Raw genomic sequence first — 14,159 nt, 5'->3', positions numbered from 1 at the left:
GCCGCTGTCAGTGATGACAAGCGGCCGTTTTTGTTTTCCAGGCAGTCTTTCAATCGGGATGAACCCAGTCCTCAACTCGTAAGCCTGGTACCCGCTCAAACTCCCGAAGATTGTTTGTTATGACGGTGAATCCTTTCGAGCGTGCGTGGCCGGCGATCATCTGGTCATAGGGGCCTATTGGTGTTCCTGCTTTGGCCAGTTCTGAACGAATCATCCCGGTGTGAGCGGCAGCATCGTAATCGAAAGGCAAGATCTCGAGGCGGGCAGCAAAGCCCTCGATGACAGCGAGGTTCTTTTCCGGCGCTGCGGATTTCTCTGCGCCGTAGATCAGTTCCATCAGCGTAATTGCACTGATGCACAACTGGCCGTGATGACGATTAAACGCCTCGCGTACAACCTGGGGCTTGTTCTTAATGGTGAAAATACAGATGTTTGTATCGAGCATGAATTTGATCATCAGAACAACTCACGCTCCTGATCGAGAGGTTGTTCGCGGTCGGTCATGAAGTCTGTACTCACGCCTTCGCCGTCGAACCAGCTATCCCAGGCCTCTCCAGCGGGAGTGATGATTCGCGTCCTGCCGATGGCGATTACATCAACTCGCTTCACATCCCCAGGCATCGCTACGGCTTTGGACAGGCGCACGGCCTGGCTCCGGTTGCTCATGAAAAGGGTGGTTTGTTCCATGTTGTCCTCCTGCTCTTTTGCTGCAGTTGTGCAGTCCAAAGGATAGTTTTCAGGCGGGATATGTCAATGGGATATACGTGTCGGACGACAAAGGGTCGCGACAGGCCTGGGTGCGTTCGTGGGCTCTACAAAAAACGGCCGCTGTCAGTGATGACAAGCGGCCGTTTTTGTTTCTACTCAAAGGCGATTACTCGGCCTTTTCTTCCTGCGCGTCCAGCGCTTCGCGATAGCTGTCCAGCGCAGTGCCGAAGTCAGTGATGAACTGCGGATCGGTCAGCCAGGCCTGGGCGGTGTCGCGGTCCATGCCGTCGGTCCACATGCGGTAGTCGATCAGCATGTCGGCGGCCAGGTGGGTGGCGGCCATGGCTTCGTTGTCGGCGTTTTCCATGTCCAGCAGTTCTGGATGGTCGCTGATGATGTCGGCAAGGTTCGACAGCAGGGTCAGCAGCATGTCGTTGCGGCCGATGGCTTCGGCGTCGCGCATCTTGCTGAACATCGCCAGGGTGTATTCCGGGATCGGCTCGCCGATGTCGCCCAGGTCATCGTCCAGGTCGGCGGGTTTGCGGCCGTGGATGTTGATTTGCCTGGCTTTGATCTTGGCGCGTTTGGCGCGTTTTTGCTGCTTGTTCAGGGATGCCATTAATTTCAGTTCGCTTTCGGTTGTGTTTGGGCCGCGATGGCGTCGGACGCCGCCACGTAGTCAGCCTGGAAGGCCGGGGATTCGATCCATGCCAGGGCGCTGGCTTCATCCGCTTCGGCGGACCACTGGCGATACTCGATCAGCGCCGCGAGGATGAAGTCCATCGCACCTTCTTCGCCTTCCTGTTCGTACACCAGTGTCAGCAATGGGTCTTCGAGGAACGCCGTGCACATGGCTTGCTGGCTGATTTTTTCGGCGTCGATCATGGTTTTGAACAGTTCGGTCAGGTCCACCGATTCGAAGTCGATGCGGTCATCGTTCGGGTCCAGCTCGAGCGGTGCGGCAGTCCGTTGGGTGCGGTTCTGCTTGGCCTTGGCTTTGGCGCGGGTGGCGCGTTTTTGCTGCTTGTTCGCGGAGGCCATGGGCGTCGTTCCGTATTTCGTTGAGAGGGCAGGTCACTCAGCTACGTGAAACTCGCCGCCCGGGGGTGCCGGGGACCAGTTCGCCGCTTTGCAGCCAGGACAATGCAATGGGCCATAGTGTGGCTTGGTATGGGCTACGAAAAAAGGCGAAATGTCCAACTTCTGCTTCGCCAATGTCTTTCGGCTCGATTCGCAGATGGGTGGTCGTGCTGGCGGTGAAGTAGCCGAGCAAGCGCTCAATGGCCGGGATCGTGCCGTAGGGGTCGTCGCTAAGGCTGATGGCCAGGGTTTTTGCGGTGACATTGGCGAACGGCAGCCGACCGTGCTTGGCGTGGATCACGCGACCGCTGGGGCGTTTCTCGTAACGCGCGGTGGGCGTGCTCCAGTCGCGGACGACGCCGGCGGGCGTGTCTTCCAGCCAGCCAAGACGTTTGCCGGGAAGTAACCGCAGGCCATCGTCACCAACGGCATCACCAGGTGCCACTTGCCGAACATCCGCCAGCGATGGGCGGGCGCATAGTCGCGCCAGTAAGCGAACTGTGCACCGACGGTCACCAAGTGCCGGATCAGGTGCCCGGAGGCCCCCAGGCCCGCCGCACAGCCGCCAAAACTGTGGCCGACGACGTCGATCGGCTGGCCGGGGAATTCCCGCTGAGCGCGCTTGAGCATCGCTTCGAAATCCAGCGCGCCCCAGTCGGACCAGGAAGCGTCCAGCCCTTTCAGCGACGCCGGCCGCGATTCTCCGATACCTCGGTAGTCATAGGTGATGACGTCGAAGCCATTGGCGAACAGGTAATCGGCGAAACGCGAATAGTGCCGGCAACGGACCGAGGTGGCGGCGTTGATGATCACGACCGGGCGGGTGGTGTCGGCAGCGGCGTGACGCCAGGTGAAACCGCCGAGGGTGAAGCCGTCGCAGGCGGGCTCCTTGAACGGTTCGCAGGGAACGGAGGTTGGCAGAGACAGCTCGATTTGAGTGGATGCCAGTGAGGGCGCGTCCTGCAAATTCATCGGCTTCAAACCTTTGCGGATGGCTGCCAACAATAGTCTTCGCGCAGGCTGTGAACAATCCGGCATTGGGCAGGCCGAAAAACCGGCGGGAAATACCGATTCGATTCGAAGGACGCAGCCGGCTGCGTCCGAGGTTTAAGGAATACAACACGTAGTCCTATTCGCAGTCGTCCCAAGTTCCAATCAATCTAAAACTTGGGTGTCCCGTCAGAAATCCAAGAAGGTAACGATTGGGTTCCGTAGAGCCCGGAGTCGCCATCATGAAGTACATTCATTCACTCGTATTGCCACTCGCCGCCCTTGGCGTGTTGATGTTCCCGACCCTGTCGCATGCCGCCAGCCTCGATCCGGTCGACAACTCCGGCGTTCAGGTCCAGCAGCAGCAACAGAATGGGATCAGCTACCTGTCCGGCGGTATCGGGGAGGACGAGTCAAAGGCCATTCAGCAGTCCAAGGGTTATAACTTGCACTTGACCTTCTCCGTTGGTGCGCAGAATCAATACATTCCCGACGTGGAAGTGGTCATTCAAAAAGCCCAGGGACAAACCGTCCTGACCCTTACCCAGGCCGGCCCTCTGGTTTACGTTCAACTGCCCGCCGGCAAGTACACCGTTGTTGCGACGCGCAACGGCGAGGTGCGGCGTGACGTGACGGATGTAGGCAGCGGCGCTGCCCGCAATCTGGTCTTCCACTGGAATGGTAATAGCTGACAACCACGGCTTTTTGCGCCTTGGCTCGCTGGCGATTCCGGTCGCCCGCCGGAACGCCTCAATTGGCTGGCCAGCAACGGCAGGGCGCAGACGCTGTTGCGGTGATTAGCCTGAAGCGTCTTGTGGCGCCCCAGGCGCGCTCGCGGGCTAGTGATGTGCGCGATTGCGCTTTGGCTTGTCCGGGGCCGCCAGCACGCTTCCATGCAGCCAGAAGGCCCCCGCTTCCAGGGCTATCAAGCCAAGGGCGCTGACGCTGTGCCAGATAATCCAGAACCAATACATCCGCGGTTGCTGTGCCAGCGTGTAAACCACGTTGGGCCCGCGTCGATTCATCGTGCTGATCGCGCCGTGGATCAAGCCATCAATGACGGCATAAGCCAGCAGCCCGGCAGCGCAGGTGATCAGCAGGTAGGCGAGGTTCATCAGCCAGAACGCGACTCGGCTTTCGCGGTACGGCGGCGGATGGGGCAGGGGGATTCGGGTTTTCTTCTGGCTCATTGTATTCACGTTCCTTGTGAAACCCCTTATCTGGCTTGTTCGAGAAGATCTGCCCCCGCGTCTTTTTTCAGCAACTCATATAGCACCGTTATAAAAATGTCTCTGGTCGCTTCGTCGCTAAGCAGTTGCGTGGCCATGCTTTGATGGCTGCTCATGGCACCTGCAATTGCCTGGATGGCCTTTCTCGGAAGGTCTGCCTTCATGGCTTGTTCGCGAGTGTTGTTCTGGACTTGATCCATTACCGCGATGTCGGCGCGGAGCTTCTCTGAGACGTGCACCGCAAAGGCAACTTTATCGGTATCGGTAATGTGCTTTCCAAAAGCTTCGTTGAGCTTTTCAATCAATTGCGAAAGGTATTTTTTCTCGATCCCGGGCGTCCCGCAGACCATTATCGGTCACGCTGTAGAGGCTTGGTGTCTCTCCCGTTGGAAGAACGCCACCCAATGAGGTGCCCTGGTTGATCTTGAAATGGCTGAGTGTCAAATCGGCGAGATCGACCTGGTCGGAGCCGATCCCTTTCAAGCGTTTACGCAACAAGCGAGCGAAGCTGGCGAAGGCTTCCAAGGTCGGATCAGCAAACTCAACCAGTTGTGCCACGTACTCGTAGGTACGGACAAATTTGGTCAGGCTTTCACTAAAAATCATTAGTTCGTCGCGTTTTTTTGCGAATTCAGCACGCTGAACGTCCGCATTCTGCATGTCCTGTTCATCGCCTTGCTCGTTCGCGATTTCCCATGCTTGTTCCCATTGCTCAATGCCGTCATTGAGCAGCTTGAGTTTTCCGTTGAAACGGTCTGTTGCCGGTTGAGTCAGCGCATACAACTTCTGATGCGTAACGTTCCGGTCAACAATCGCATCGCCGAATGCTGCCACTTCAGCGCTATCGTAGAGATACATCTCATCAAGGCGTTGTTTGATGTCATAAACGATATTTGGATCTTGAATATCTGCTACTTGCGCGTCGCGATGGAAGGTTTTGAAAGCGTTCAGAATTTCTTCGGGCTCGTTGGCAAAGTCGATGACAAAGGTCTTGTCCTTACCCGGGTAAGTACGATTCAGGCGAGACAGCGTCTGTACGGCCTCAACGCCGGAGATCTTCTTGTCCAGGTACATCGCAACCAGTTTTGGCTGGTCGAAACCCGTCTGGAATTTATTGGCAACGATCATTACCCGGTAATCCGGTGTGTCAAAAGCCATACGCATATCACGACCATGGAGGCCGGGGTTGAGGTTGGTTTCACTGAACGCGTGATCTTCTTTGAAACCCGCCGCGTTGACTTCCTGATTAGGCACATCGCCAGAGAATGCCACCATCGACTTGATACTTGTGTAGCGATTTCGTTCGCAATAATCCTGCAAGGCCAGTTGATACTTGACCGCTGATGCGCGAGAAGGCGTCACGATCATTGCTTTGGCCTGACCATTGAGCAGATGGCTGACGTTCTTCTTGAAGTGTTCAACGATCAATTCGACCTTCTGTCCCACGTTGACCGGGTTCAGTGACAGCCACTTGGCTAATGCCCGATTCGCACTTTTTTCATCGACCCGTTCATCTTGGCTGTCCATAAACGCCGAGCCAATTTTAAAGGCGACTTTGTAGCTGCTGTAGTTTTTCAGGACATCGAGAATGAAGCCCTCTTCAATCGCCTGCTGCATGGTGTACAGGTGGAAGGGCACTGGTGGGTTATCGATACTGACTGGTTTTTCTGGATATCGTGGACGACCGAACAGGCTAATGGTTGAGTGCTTTGGAGTGGCGGTGAACGCAAAGTAGCTGGCGTTTCCGGGGCGCTGGCGCGAGGACTGCCAAACAGAGAGGCGCTCATCTTTGCTGAGCTTGTCCCATTCCTCTTCACTTTGCCCTGTCAGTACATAACGCAGATCGTCTGCAGTGGTGCCACCAGTAGAGCTGTGGGCTTCGTCGATGATGATCGCGAAGCGCCGGTCGCGCAGAGACTTTTCGCCGAGAATCGCCGTTTGTGCGTGGGGGAACGTCTGCAACGTGCAGATGATAATCGGAGTCCCTTCGAGCATGGCGTTTGCCAGTTGCACACTTTTTGGCTGGTTGTTGTCTTCACGGTCAATCGCCCGTACCAGACCTGTCTGGTGGTCGATTTGCTTGATGGCATCTTGCAGTTGCTTGTCCAGCACTTGGCGGTCGGTGATCACCAGGACGCTGTGAAAGTAAGGTTCACCATCCGGCCGGCGAATACGGATCAGCGAGTGAGCGGTCCAGGCGATGGTGTTGGTTTTACCGGAGCCGGCGCTGTGCTGGATCAGATACGGTTGACCTGCGCCTTCTTGCTCCACGGCCTTTAGCATCTTCGTCACGCTTTCCCATTGATGGAAGCGTGGAAAAATTAACGTTTCTTTGAAGGATGCAATGCCTTTGGCATCTTGCACTTCCTTGCGCTCCAGCAGCACAAAACGGTGGAAGATTCGCAGCCAATTATCTTTTTGCAGCACCTGTTGCCACAGATAACTGATCGGATAGCTGCCGTCCGTGTTGGCCGGATTACCTGCCGCGCCATCATTGCCACGGTTGAATGGCAGGAAGAACGTCGAATCGCCAGCCAGTCGGGTGGTCATGCGAATATCGCTGTCGCTCATCGCAAAATGCACCACCGCCCCGCGCCGAAATGCCAGCAGCGGTTCGGCCAGACCGGTCTTCATGCTTTTAGGCGGACGGTCCTGGCAGTACTGCTGCATGGCGGCCTCCACTGACTGTGTGAAGTCGGTTTTAAGCTCGACTGTTGCCACAGGCAAGCCGTTGATGAAAAACACCAGATCAATCTCGTCGCCCTTGTCCAGGGAGTAACGCAGTTGTGGCACCACCCGCAGACGGTTGGCGGCATAGTGGGCAATGACGGTGTCATTGCGGGCGTCCTCAGGCAGAGCTTGGCTCATCGCCAGGACGCCGGCACCCGCAACGGTAAAGCCATGGCGCAACACATTGATCGTGCCGCCCATTTTGTTCTGAAGCTGAGCGCCCAATCGGTCAAACAGAACGGTGCGCGTGCTTTCACCGTGCATCTTTCGTAGCGCAGCCATTTGCTGTGTGTGGGTGTCATTCAGCCAATCGAGCACATCTTCCGGATACAACGCCCGTGCGACGTCATAGCCACTGGATTTACCAACCAGCCAGCCGCTGTCGGCCAGTTGTTCGATGAGGTGGCGTTCCAGTTCACATTCGTGGTGGATGTGGGACATGTGCGATCCTTCACAGCTAAATTGAACCCGGCTCAGCGGGAGAGTTTGTCTAGAGTTTGACTAAAGTTTGACTAAAGTTTGTCTAGATAAAGATGCTTGGTGCGGGCTTTAGAATCCATCGACCTTTGTGTAAACCACCTGATTTTTCAATGGTTTTGTCGCGAGTTGACATGGCGTTCAGCAGGTTGCGGAATTTGTTCTGCTTCTGTTTTTCGTCTAATGCGTCTGAAAGTTTGTCTAGGATCAGCGTGACCAACTCGTCGCGGGAGGCTGAGCCATAGTGCTTCAGGTAATCGAGTATCAGGCGTTTGTAGTAAGCGTCGTCAAAGGCTCGATTGCGAATGTAGTCGCTCTTGTTCCCAGTGGTTTGCGCTACCTGGGCGGCAGTGTAGTAATTCGGTTTTCGGCCTTCGATGAGCCCCTGCTTACGAAGCATTCCTGCGGCTGCGTCCGTGATCGGCTGCTTTTTCTGAACCCGGTCCAGCAACATCACCGTGTTCAGTGGCAGATCATCACGTTCAAGCAATAGCAGTGTGTAATTCTCGTCAATTACATGTCCGTAGATTTCCAGCACGACCTTTTTCGATTCGGATTTAGTGTAATCCGGCAGTGGGAAATAGCGGCTGCGCTGTGACAGGGTCATGGTGCGAATACCGAAGCCCATGGTATCGATCATGTTTAGACTGACCATGGCTTGGGTCAGCCACGGATTGCGGTATCGAGTCGGGGTTTGCTCACCGCTGAAGTAATCCTCAGGTTGCCCCTCGAAGAATCCTCCCGCGTTTTCAAATACCAGCCGGTCGACCCGCTCAGTAACGATGATGCGTGATCGCAGTTGATAGTCCTGGTGGGCGATGCAGTTGTGTAACGCTTCGAGGATAACGCGCGTGTCGTACTTACTGACTTCAGTGGCGAGCAATTGGTTTTGTGGGAACAGCTTGTAGCTGATGTTACGGATGCGATGCAGGACCTGGGTGGTCGCCAAAAGGAATGGCGGACCGAAATGCTCGTAAGCCTGCTCTTCGCCCGTCAACTTCCAGGTGATTTGCGCCAGCGTAGGCAGGAAGTGGCTGGATTGTGGATTACCGAGTAACAACAGAGCGGTATGAGTGATTCGGCCCTGAATGGTGATCTTCGCTTTGTCCAGGAAGGTTGCTGTATCCCAAGCGGGAATTTCCGCCGCAAAAGAGGCGTTGCGATATTTCTCGGCAAACTTCTCCCGTGCCACGATCAGCGCCTGTTCATCCAGGTCGGCGAGAGTGGCGCCTTCCACGATTTCGGCTGACCAGTCACGATTATCGACCGGCTCACTCAAAATGGCTTCCAGTCGCTCCGGACGCATTTCAATCAGTGCGTCATCCAGGCGCTGCCAGGCTTTGTCGTGGGCATACACCGGTAATCGAGGTTGATGCTGCGGAATGTGGAAGACCCACACGACTTTAGCGGTATCGCTGGTTGTGAAGCTTTCTATGCGAAACCCTTCTGAGTTCAGATTAGTGCAGCGTCCCAACAAGCGTTGGCGGATATTTTCGGGCGTGTAATCGTGAAATTTGTCGATGCCGACAATGCGTAACGAAGCGTCCTCAACACCAATTACTAGGTGTCCGCCGGCCATATTGGCGATGGCCGACAGATAGCTGGCAATGTCCTCGCCTTTGCGTCCGGACACGGCGTGGGTGAGGTTCTTGAACTCCTTCCACTCGCAGGCGGCATTTTCCTTTGGGAAATGCTCGCGCAGGTAAAGCTGAAGGGCGGCTTCGTTCATTGGGTTATTCCGTGCTGATCAGGGCCGAAGGAGGGGCGGGGCGTAATCCAGCAATTTGTTGATCCTGCCAGGCTGCATAGGTTTGGCCAGAGCCTTGGACAGTCCACTCGGTTCGACCATTGGCGTTACGACCCAACACCACGGCTGCCGCTGCGCTTGGGCTGTTGAATGCGTAATCATCGGCGAACATGCGCAAGCCATTTGCAGTTTCCGGAAGTACGCCTTCGCTGACGACTCGCGTGTATAGCGTTTGGTAGCTGTGTGGGGTGCTGGTCCAGCTTTCACTGGCAGTGGAGTTCTTGAGAACGAAAAACTCACCGTCAATTTCCTGGGCGAAGGCTTTGATTGAGCGGGTTTTGCTGGTCAGTTCAAATACAGGGGATTGGCTCACGGTTCGAGTATTAGCGCTTGTTGATTCGTTGACCTGAGAAGGTTTGGTCACTTCACGGAGGAAGTCGAACCCTAGCGCCGGTAACACGATGCGAATCTGATCAAGAAAAAACGCCATATCGGCGCGATCCGATTCAGGCAGATTTTCGTACTCATGGGCTGTGCCATTGACGACACTGCAATGCCCGGCATTTCGGGCAATACGCATCAACCAACTTTCCAGATATTTGACGTGAGCCTTGGTCAAATTCAGGTCTTTACTGGTGACCAGACAGACCCGCTCCCAGAAATCCTTTCCGCCTTGGTCTTCTCCGCGATTGTGCTGCTTGAGTCGTTGAGCGACGTCGTCGGACTCCCCGATATAAACCCTGTTTCGCAGACTTCCGTCTGGGTCTGGGCCCATCAAGAAGTAAACGCCTGTACGTCCGCATTCGGGGCGCTGCACTAACTCGCTCAGTTTGCTGCGTGGGCCTGTTAGCACGTGACCGGACCAGTTGATGATCTCGGCGGTTAGCAGGCCGTTGGGCGTACCGTCGATCAGGAATAAACGAATGCTGCGTCCTTGGCTCATGAGGCTTCCCTGAGGTCGATTTGACCGGTGACTGCGGCGGTGATTAGTGCGGAGCGGCGTTCTTTTAGTACGGCTAGGCTAAGTTCGGTTTTGGTGATCAGGGTATCCAGTCGTGAACTCATCTCGGATAGGGCTGCCAAAATTTCAAGTTGCTCAGCATCTGGGGGAGCAGGAACGGGTAACTCCATGAGATTGGATGACGAAATCGATGCCAGATTTGTACTTTGTTTAGAGCGGCCCATGAAATAGAACTGCGCCGCTTTAGAGCTTGTAAACGCATTTAGCCACCTCGGTTGGATTTGGTTAGGTCTTACCGCGAAAACATGGTTCTGATGGATGCATGGGTCAATCTCGCCTTGCCAAACATGCCCTCGCCCTAACTTGTCAAAATCGCCACCCTCGTTCATTAGAACATCACCTTTTTTAAGCAGATACCGATCTAATTCTTCCGTGGGGATCTTAATTGTTGATACGTCTACAAGATTGAGATAGCCGTCTTGTACGTTCGCTACACGGAGATATGGGACTTCTACCGTCTGCTTGTCGGTAATATCTTTGCCTTTGGCGATACCCGTTTGAACGCTAGCGATGAGTCTTAGACGTTTTACGGTCCAGTGCTCAGGAATCTTTCCGAGCCACTCAATGCCTGATTCCCTCATTTTCGTATTCGGGTCAAACCCCTTCGTGACCGCGTGAGTTATTAGTGCTTGACGTTTCTCTCGTAAGAGTTCGACGAAGCGAGTTTTCTTTATCAGCAAGTCATCTATCTGAGCTGTTTCATTGTCGAGATGATCCGCGATTAGGCTTTGCTCCAAGGGCTCAGGCTGAACAGTTAAAAAGTTGCGAGTAAACTCATCAGGAACACGTTTGAGGCCTCCGGCACCTGTCATGGCACCAGCCCCAAATGCTCTGAAGCGGCTGCTTTGCACGATATAGTTTAAAAAGCGCGCATCTGTACCTGATTTCGGGCGTAGAACGGTTAACTCTGTCGTACCAAAGCCAAGATCACCTACTAATCCTTGGAATAGTGCTCCTTTACCATTCTCGAAGCACGGTGTGACCTTAGCAAACGCAACATCGCCATTTTTAAAGTAGGAGTATCCATTGCGTACATCTGAAACTGATCGTGTTTGGTCTAGGTTGAGGGAGCCATTCTCCCCAATTGCCTCCATGGGAAGAAAAGATACTTCTGCATCCAAGTCAGCAAGGACTTCTTTATTGATTGATGGATTAAGTTCAGCCAAAAAACGTAACCGACTTACCTTCCAATGCTCCGGCACCCGCCCCAACCACTCCACCCCAGAATCCTTATAAGTCGGATATGGCTTGTAATGACTCATGTCGTCACCTCGTTCAGCAGCGCAGCGATCTCCGCTTCCACGGCTTTCAGGTCAGCATCAATCTCCGCCAATGAACGCGGTGGCTGGTACTGATAGAAATAGCGGTTGAAGTTGATCTCGTAACCCACAATGCCAACCAGACCATCCTTCTCGTCACACTTGCTGGTGTCGATCCAGGCGTCCGGGACATGCGGCAGCACTTCGCGGGCAAAGTAGTCTTCAATGCGTTGGTTAAGCGGCACATTTTCGTTTTCACGCAGATCGCTGTCGACCTGCGGCTGACCTTTTTCATCAAGTACCGGTTGTGCTTCCGGATCACGTTCGCCGAAGCAGGTGAACAGCGCTTTCAGTGCGGCTTTGCCGAGCTTTTTCACCCCGGCAGCCTTGAGGAAGGCTGGAAGGTTGTCGAAGCTGCCTTCAACTGCCGCGAACTGAGGGATGTGATCGGCACCTTTGCTGGCGGCGTAGGCAGCGGTTTTCTCTGGAGTGACGCTGAAGCGCAGACGTAACGGGCGTTCGACGGTAATGCGACGATAGCCGAAGTCAGTGGTGTTTAAGATTTTGCTGTTGGGTGCGTCCTCACCCGCATCATGTAGGCGAGCGATGTCGGCGATCTGTCCTTCCGAAAGCAGCTTGCGCTTACTTCCCAGGGATTTTCGCATCGGCGTGTGCATGGCAGTAGCGTCGACCAGTTGCACCTTGTTTTTGCGTGCTGCGTCCTTGTGATTGGACAGCACCCAGATGTAAGTGCCGATACCGGTGTTGTAGAACAGGTCGTTAGGCAGGGCGATGATCGCTTCCAGCCAATCGTTTTCCAGAATCCAGCGACGGATTTCCGATTCACCGGAGCCCGCGCCGCCGTTGAACAGCGGCGATCCCGACAGCACGATACCGATCCGGCTACCGCCCAATTCGACAGGTTTGCGCTTGGACAGCAAATGCATCAGGAACAACAACGAGCCATCGCCAACCCGTGGCAGGCCAGCGCCGAACCGTCCGGCAAAGCCTTTGTTTTTTTGCTCGTCCTGCACCTGCTTTTGGACTTTCTCCCATTTCACGCCGAATGGCGGGTTAGCCAGGCAGTAGTCGAACTGCTCGTGGGGCAGTTGGTCGTGGGAGAGGGTGTTGCCGAGTTTGATGTTTTTGGTTTCGAAGCCCTGGATCAACTTGTCCGCTAACGAGATCGCGTAGGTCTCTGGGTTCAGTTCCTGTGCATAGGGAATCATGTCCGCCTTAGGGTTCCACTCGCCGACCAGCTCAATCGCGGAGGACAGGAAGCCACCAGTGCCAGCCGCGCAATCGTAAACGGTGCGAATTACGCCTTTGCCATTGAGTGCTTCATGATCAGGAGCAAATACCAGCGTGGTGGCAAGGCGTACCACATCGCGCGGGGTGAAAAACTCACCGGCGGTGTCGTTGGCCGACTCTGCGAACTTGCGGATCAGGTGTTCGAACACCAGGCCCATTTCATGGTTGCTGATGGTGTCGGGGTGCAGGTCGATACTGGCGAATTTCTGGGTGACCAGATACAGCAGGTTGGCGCTTTCGAGGCGAGTCAACCAGTCGCTGAAATTGAAATGCTGGAAAACCTGATGAGCATTGGCCGAGAACTTGGCGATGTAGTCTTCCAGGTTAGCTCGTGTGCTCGTCGCGCCGACACTCGAAAGGTCGTACTGCGAGATGTTGTAGAACGTCGCCTCGGCGATGCCCGGCAGAATCAGGTCTCGGTCGACGGTGGTGTTCTTCAGGGCGGTGAACTGTGTGCGAACTTTGTCGCGTGTAGGTTCCAGCACGCACTCCAAGCGGCGCAGCACGGTAAACGGCAAGATGATGCGACCGAACTCGGATTGCTTGAAATCGCCGCGCAGTACATCTGCGACGTTCCAGATGAAGTCGGCCAGGTTTTGCTGATTCACGAGTGTTCCTCTCAATGCAATGCGAGCCGGGGCCTGCCAGCAAGGAGGAGTATGAATCGAAGTAGTCCTGGATGGAGAACGATCATCCCTGCGCACGGGCCCGGAGGCTTATCGCCAGTGGGCGATTTAATTGGGCGCAAGGATGCCATTAATCGATGCCCGAGGCATCACCTGTTCGGTTTGCCATTCACGAGCGGGGTTATTCCTCATCCCCAGAAAAACTTGCTGTGAGCTCGGTAATCACGTCGGCTTTGGCTTGAGTAAAGTCCTCAATTACATCAGGCCTGCTTAGCCACTCATAGGTTTCGGCTTCCGTTGCGCCATGAGTCCACTTTCGATAATCAACCACAATGCATCGACTGAGCACTGCCGTTGCTTCTGAGGAGTCTTGCGATTCGGTGAGTTCTGATTCGAGATCGTGATTAAGCGAAATCAAATCCGTGAGGGACGTGAATAGAGCTACGAACAGTGCTTTTCGGCTTTGGTTTTCTGCTTGCAGGAATTGAGCAAACAATTCCTCGAACCAGTGGGTGGAGCCTAGACCTTCAGGATTATCAGGCTGTACCGATGGGTGTGCGCTTCGTGCCACGCGCTGTTGTTTGGCTTTTATCTTGGCGCGTTTTGATCGCTTTTGTTGTTTCGTTGGGGATGCCATTGGATTCAGTCCTCTTCGCAAAGGAAATCCTATTGATTAAAGCGCATAGCTACCGCCGCTAAGCCTTCCACCTGTAAAAATCCGTCGTAGAAGACCAACTGATGCGGGCCTCACTAAATCCCAGGCATAAAAAAACCCTGAATCTTGCGATTCAGGGTTTTCGGTATTTGGTGCCCAGAGACGGAATCGAACCGCCGACACGGGGATTTTCAATCCCCTGCTCTACCGACTGAGCTATCTGGGCAACGGGGCGCATTAAACTGGTTTTTCAGGGGGTCGTCAAGAAAGTTTTCAAAAAATTTTAATTATTACCGTCGCTTACGATCCGACCCCGGAAAAATCGG

General features: G+C 54.6%; 13 protein-coding genes, 1 tRNA gene and 1 pseudogene. 1 reads left to right on the top strand and 14 read right to left on the bottom strand.

All coding sequences use genetic code 11. The features are described from left to right. Positions 1-49 precede the first annotated feature (49 nt). The 5 genes and pseudogenes from vapC to JFV26_RS34435 form a co-directional block, all read right to left on the bottom strand. Positions 50-457 carry a type II toxin-antitoxin system tRNA(fMet)-specific endonuclease VapC gene (gene vapC, locus JFV26_RS11205; protein ID WP_201192244.1) on the bottom strand — a complete coding sequence of 136 codons (408 nt, stop codon included), beginning with the start codon at positions 455-457 and terminating at the stop codon, positions 50-52. Next, on the bottom strand, positions 457-687 hold the full coding sequence (vapB, locus tag JFV26_RS11200) for a type II toxin-antitoxin system VapB family antitoxin (protein ID WP_201192242.1): 231 nt from the start codon (positions 685-687) through the stop codon (positions 457-459). The genes vapC and vapB overlap by 1 nt, the downstream gene beginning before the upstream one ends. 187 nt (positions 688-874) lie before the next feature. After that, positions 875-1,327: a hypothetical protein gene (locus JFV26_RS11195; RefSeq protein ID WP_201192240.1), complete on the bottom strand. Its 453-nt coding sequence runs from the start codon at positions 1,325-1,327 to the stop codon at positions 875-877. Positions 1,328-1,332: 5 nt separating this feature from the next. After that, positions 1,333-1,749 carry a hypothetical protein gene (locus JFV26_RS11190; protein WP_201192238.1) on the bottom strand — a complete coding sequence of 139 codons (417 nt, stop codon included), beginning with the start codon at positions 1,747-1,749 and terminating at the stop codon, positions 1,333-1,335. Between the two features lie 37 nt (positions 1,750-1,786). Next, positions 1,787-2,760 (bottom strand): annotated as a pseudogene (locus tag JFV26_RS34435) (alpha/beta hydrolase family protein). A gap of 260 nt (positions 2,761-3,020) precedes the next feature. Between JFV26_RS34435 and JFV26_RS11180 the strand changes: the two are divergent. Next, a complete protein-coding gene (locus tag JFV26_RS11180) occupies positions 3,021-3,470 on the top strand; it encodes a carboxypeptidase regulatory-like domain-containing protein (RefSeq protein ID WP_201192236.1) in 450 nt (149 codons plus the stop codon). A gap of 147 nt (positions 3,471-3,617) precedes the next feature. On the opposite strand, the gene JFV26_RS11175 is transcribed toward JFV26_RS11180, so the two are convergent. The 9 genes from JFV26_RS11175 to JFV26_RS11140 all read right to left on the bottom strand — a co-directional run bounded on the left by JFV26_RS11175 (position 3,618) and on the right by JFV26_RS11140 (position 14,059). Further along, positions 3,618-3,968: a hypothetical protein gene (locus tag JFV26_RS11175; RefSeq protein ID WP_201192233.1), complete on the bottom strand. Its 351-nt coding sequence runs from the start codon at positions 3,966-3,968 to the stop codon at positions 3,618-3,620. Between the two features lie 26 nt (positions 3,969-3,994). Next, positions 3,995-4,357, bottom strand: a complete 363-nt coding sequence (locus tag JFV26_RS33420) for a hypothetical protein (RefSeq protein ID WP_242487798.1) — start codon at positions 4,355-4,357, stop codon at positions 3,995-3,997. Beyond that, the gene (locus JFV26_RS11170) at positions 4,305-7,178 is read right to left on the bottom strand and encodes a type I restriction endonuclease subunit R (protein WP_242487797.1); all 2,874 of its coding nucleotides are present in this window, start codon (positions 7,176-7,178) and stop codon (positions 4,305-4,307) included. Before JFV26_RS11170 ends, JFV26_RS33420 begins: the two co-directional genes overlap by 53 nt. 82 nt (positions 7,179-7,260) lie before the next feature. Next, positions 7,261-8,943 carry an RNA-binding domain-containing protein gene (locus JFV26_RS11165; protein WP_201192231.1) on the bottom strand — a complete coding sequence of 561 codons (1,683 nt, stop codon included), beginning with the start codon at positions 8,941-8,943 and terminating at the stop codon, positions 7,261-7,263. A 4-nt stretch (positions 8,944-8,947) separates the two neighbouring features. Beyond that, positions 8,948-9,904, bottom strand: coding sequence for a GIY-YIG nuclease family protein (locus tag JFV26_RS11160; protein WP_201192229.1), 957 nt, complete (start codon positions 9,902-9,904; stop codon positions 8,948-8,950). Continuing rightward, complete coding sequence (locus tag JFV26_RS11155) at positions 9,901-11,244, bottom strand: restriction endonuclease subunit S (RefSeq protein ID WP_201192227.1); 1,344 nt, start codon at positions 11,242-11,244, stop codon at positions 9,901-9,903. Before JFV26_RS11155 ends, JFV26_RS11160 begins: the two co-directional genes overlap by 4 nt. Further along, positions 11,241-13,160, bottom strand: a complete 1,920-nt coding sequence (locus JFV26_RS11150) for an N-6 DNA methylase (RefSeq protein WP_201192226.1) — start codon at positions 13,158-13,160, stop codon at positions 11,241-11,243. Before JFV26_RS11150 ends, JFV26_RS11155 begins: the two co-directional genes overlap by 4 nt. A 199-nt stretch (positions 13,161-13,359) precedes the next feature. Continuing rightward, positions 13,360-13,815: a hypothetical protein gene (locus tag JFV26_RS11145; protein WP_201192224.1), complete on the bottom strand. Its 456-nt coding sequence runs from the start codon at positions 13,813-13,815 to the stop codon at positions 13,360-13,362. A 168-nt stretch (positions 13,816-13,983) separates the two neighbouring features. Beyond that, positions 13,984-14,059: transfer RNA gene (locus JFV26_RS11140), tRNA-Phe, on the bottom strand. Positions 14,060-14,159 lie beyond the last annotated feature (100 nt).

The organism is Pseudomonas sp. TH31 (genome assembly GCF_016650815.1).
In the GTDB taxonomy this organism is placed as follows: domain Bacteria; phylum Pseudomonadota; class Gammaproteobacteria; order Pseudomonadales; family Pseudomonadaceae; genus Aquipseudomonas.
This window is presented reverse-complemented; position numbering and strand designations above follow the sequence as displayed.